At 62.5% G+C, this 4,145-nt stretch carries 5 protein-coding genes; 3 read left to right on the forward strand and 2 right to left on the reverse strand.

What is annotated here, in order from left to right; genetic code table 11:
- Positions 1-259 (reverse strand): aldo/keto reductase (locus Y708_RS24890; protein WP_035776242.1); only part of this gene is annotated, 259 nt, incomplete at its 3' end.
- 33 nt (positions 260-292) lie between these two features.
- A complete protein-coding gene (locus tag Y708_RS0113045; RefSeq protein ID WP_028280282.1) occupies positions 293-1,123 on the reverse strand; it encodes an aldo/keto reductase in 831 nt (276 codons plus the stop codon).
- 148 nt (positions 1,124-1,271) lie between these two features.
- Here Y708_RS0113045 and Y708_RS0113050 point away from each other — a divergent pair, with 148 nt between their 5' ends.
- The 3 genes from Y708_RS0113050 to Y708_RS0113060 all read left to right on the forward strand — a co-directional run.
- Positions 1,272-2,159, forward strand: a complete 888-nt coding sequence (locus Y708_RS0113050) for a helix-turn-helix transcriptional regulator (protein ID WP_028280283.1) — start codon at positions 1,272-1,274, stop codon at positions 2,157-2,159.
- Between the two features lie 35 nt (positions 2,160-2,194).
- Positions 2,195-3,166, forward strand: a complete 972-nt coding sequence (locus Y708_RS0113055) for an aldo/keto reductase (RefSeq protein ID WP_028280284.1) — start codon at positions 2,195-2,197, stop codon at positions 3,164-3,166.
- Positions 3,163-4,145: SDR family oxidoreductase (locus tag Y708_RS0113060; RefSeq protein ID WP_253905807.1), on the forward strand; the 983-nt coding region annotated here is incomplete at its 3' end. The genes Y708_RS0113055 and Y708_RS0113060, both read left to right, overlap by 4 nt.

Here is a 4,145-nt window from a genome sequence, read left to right on the forward strand (position 1 = left end):
GGCCCGTAGGGCCGAACACCTTGGTGAAGATCTCCAGCGATTGCCGCCGCTCGCCTTTCAGCGCTTCGCCGAGCACTGTCTCCGCGGCAGTGTTTGCGTACACATCGGCGGTGTCAAAGGTGCTGATCCCGTTCTCGAGCGCTGCGCGCACGCATTGGGCGGCGACGTCGTTTTCCACCTGTGAACCATGCGTGAGCCAGTTGCCGTAGGTGAGCTCCGAGATTTTGAGTCCGCTGTTTCCGAGATATCTGAATTCCATGGGTTTCTCCTTCGGTTTATGGTGAACGGGGATTTAGAGCTGGCTGAAGGCGGCTTCGGCGGGATCCGCGCCAATCCGGGCGCCGGACTCGAGCCCGCTTACCGCGTCCAGCTCTTCAGGGCTCAAGGTGAGGGCTGCCGCGGCGAGGTTCTCGCGCATGCGGGTGGAATCCGCTGATTTGGGGATGACGATGTTGTCCAGGCCGAGGTGCCAGGCGAGCACAATCTGGGCTGGGGTTGCGTTGTGCCGCTCGGCGAGCTCGGAGATGGCGCCCGCTGCGAGATCCTGTCCCTGTCCCAGCGGACTGTACGCCTCGACGGCTATGCCATGCGCACGGCTGGCCGCAGCGAGCCCCGACTGCTGAAAGGTGGGGTGCAGTTCAATCTGGTTCACTGCCGGTATAATCTTCGTCCCGGCTAACAGAGTTTTCAGATGGTCCTCCAGGAAGTTGGAGACACCGATTGCGCGGACGGCGCCGTCGACATGGATCTTTTCCATTGCCTTCCACGCGTCCACAAACAGCCCTTGGGAGGGGACAGGCCAATGGATGAGATACAGGTCAACGACGTCGAGGCCAAGTGCCCGCCGACTGGTTTCGAAAGCAGCCGCCGCGCTTCCCTGCTCCCCGTTACGAAGCTTGGTGGTAATGAAGATTTCTTCCCGCGGAATGCCTGAGGCCGCTAACGCAGCACCGACCCCCGCTTCGTTGCTGTACCCGGCCGCGGTGTCGATGTGCCGGTACCCCGCAGCAAGGGCGTCTTCGACAACCCGTTGGGTTTCATCGGGCGGAACCTGGAAAACACCGAAGCCGAGCTGGGGGATGGTAATCCCGTTGTTCAAGGACAGGTTGGGCACGGTAGCCATGAAGTCTCCTGTGTGATGTGGAAGTGACATCCTCAGCCTACGCACGCAGCGCCACCTAAACACCCATGAGCCTGTTTCTGCCTTTCCTAGGTCCAGCAGACACAGTCACGCTATGGAACATGGGACCGGCGACCGGCAGAATAGGCCTATGGGTCAAAGTGCGGAGTTTGGACAGTTCCTGCGGATCATGCGCGCCAGGATGCGGCCGGAAGGCATCGATGTTGCACTGACCGCGGGGACCCGGCGGGTCCCTGGGATGCGGCGGGAGGAGATCGCCCACCTGGCAGGGGTTAGCACCGACTATTACACGCGGCTGGAACAGGGACGGCAGATGCGTCCATCACAGGCCGTGGTCGACGCCGTCGCCCGCGCCCTGAAGCTCGATGCCACCGAACGGGCGCACATGCTGGACCTCCTGCACAACTGCGCACCGTCGTCGAAATCTCCGGCGCCGGTCCAACGGGTGCGGCCCGGCCTCCGGCAGCTGCTCGAAACCGTGACGCACAGCCCGGCACTGGTGCTCGGGCGGCGCACGGATATTCTCGCCCGCAACAGGATGGCGAGCCTGCTGTTCACGGATTTTGCCGAACTGCCGGTCCGCGAGCGGAACCTCGCCCGCTGGATCATTCTGGACCCGGCTGCGATGGAGCTCTTCAGGGACTGGAAAGCGGTCGCGGCGGAAACGGTCGCCGCCCTGAGGGTGGATGTGGGACGGCATCCCAATGACCCGCAGACCAACCAACTGGTAGGGGAACTGGCGGTGACCAGTGAACAGTTCCGGCAATGGTGGGCGGGACACCGGGTGACCACCCGATCCTTTGGCTCACTACGGCTGCACCACCCCACAGTGGGTGAGCTCGAGCTGGATTTCGAGTCACTTGCGCTGCCGGACGATTCCGATCAAATACTCCGGATCTTCTCGGCCAAACCCGGGTCGCCCTCCGAGGACGCACTGCGGCTGCTCAGCAGCTGGGGACATGATGCCCAGGCAGCGCCGCGAAAAACGCTGCGCGCCGTAGAAACAAAAACCGACTGAAAATTTCACACGTCAACCGAAAAGGAACTGGTGACATGCAGTACACAAATCTGGGCCGATCAGGCCTGTCCGTTTCCCGTCTGTGCCTGGGAACAATGAACTTTGGGCCGCAGACAGAGGAGGCGGACGCGCACTCGATCATGGACTCCGCCCATGCTTCAGGGATCAACTTCTTTGACACGGCAAATGTTTACGGCGGCGAAGACCACCGGGGTTGGACCGAGGAGATCCTGGGCCGCTGGTTCGCTCAAGGCGGGGAACGCCGCGAGAAGACGGTTCTGGCCACCAAACTGTACGGAACAATGACCAACCGGCCCAATGAGAGCAAGCTCTCAGCCCTGAACATCCGCCGGGCACTCGATGCCAGCCTGAAGCGCCTTCAGACCGATTACATCGACGTGTATCAGTTCCACCACGTGGACCGGAACACACCGTGGGATGAGATCTGGCAGGCCATTGACGTTGCCGTGCAGCAGGGCAAGATTCTGTATTCGGGCAGCAGCAACTTTGCTGGCTGGCACATTGCACAGGCACAGGCGGCGGCCGCCCGGCGCAACTACACGGGGCTGGTGAGCGAACAGTCCATCTACAACCTGTTGACCCGGGCCGTTGAGCTTGAAGTGATTCCAGCCGCGCAGGAATATGGGCTGGGAATCATCCCGTGGTCGCCCCTGCACGGCGGTCTGCTGGGTGGAGTGCTGAAGAAGGAAACGGAGGGTGTACGCCGGGTTGAGGGCCGCTCTGCGGAGACGCTGAAGAAACACCGCGACCAGATCCAGCGCTATGAGGACCTAGCGGATGAGCTGGGTCATGCTCCCGGTGATGTGGGTCTCGCCTGGCTGCTGGCCCAGCCGGCAGTCACGGCACCGATCATCGGCCCTCGTACGCAGGAACAGCTCGACGCCGCCCTGCGCGCCCTGGAGGTCACGCTCGACCAGGATGCGCTGAAGACGCTCGATGAAATCTTCCCGGGACACAAGACTGCGCCGGAAGACTACGCCTGGTGAGTCTCTCAATCCTTTTCATCGGTGGGACGGGCGTGATCAGTACTGCCGCGGCGCAGCGCGCCATCGCCGTCGGGCACTCGCTGACCCTCCTGAACCGTGGGAATACGTCTGAGCACCCGGTCCCGGATGGTGCGGAAGTGATGATCGCGGATATTCGGGATCCTGCAGCCACCCGAGCTGCGCTCGGCACCCGGCGGTTTGACGTCGTCGTTGATTTCATCGCCTTCACGCCGGACCATATTGCGGCCGATCTGGAGCTCTTCCAGGGCCGGACAAGCCAGTTCGTGTTCATCAGTTCGGCGTCTGCGTACCAGAAGCCGCCGGCAAACTTGCCGATCCGTGAATCCACGCCGCTCCGGAACCCTTACTGGCAGTACTCGCAGCAGAAGATTGCCTGTGAGGAACTGCTGGTGCGGGCCTACCGGGACCATGGGTTCCCGGTGACAATCATCAGGCCGTCCCACACCTACGACCACACGAAGATTGCCCTCACCGGCGGCTGGACCGACATTGCACGAATGCGGTCCGGCAGGCCGGTGATGGTCCACGGGGACGGCACCTCGCTATGGACGCTGACCCACAGCAGCGACTTTGCCAAGGCGTTGGTTGGGCTGTTCGGTCTGCCTCAGACCGTCGGCGACAGCTTCACGATTACCTCGGATGAATTTCTGCCCTGGAACCGGATTTACCAGGTCTTCGCGGAGGCGGCGGGCGCACCCGAGCCGGAGCTGGTGCACATCGCGTCAGACACCATCGCCGCCGCTGTTCCGGAGCTTGGGCCGCAGTTGTTGGGGGATAAGTCCCACTCGGTGATCTTCGACAACAGCAAGGTGAAGGCGCTGGTTCCGGAGTTTATCTGTACTACTCCGTTTGCCCTCGGAGCGCGGCAGGTGATCGAGTGGTTCGACGCCAACCCTGCCCGGCAGCAGCTAGACCGGGAGCTGGACGCACACTTCGACCAGCTCATCGCGGCGGCGCG

Source organism: Arthrobacter sp. H5, from assembly GCF_000520595.1.
Taxonomy (GTDB): domain Bacteria; phylum Actinomycetota; class Actinomycetes; order Actinomycetales; family Micrococcaceae; genus Arthrobacter_D.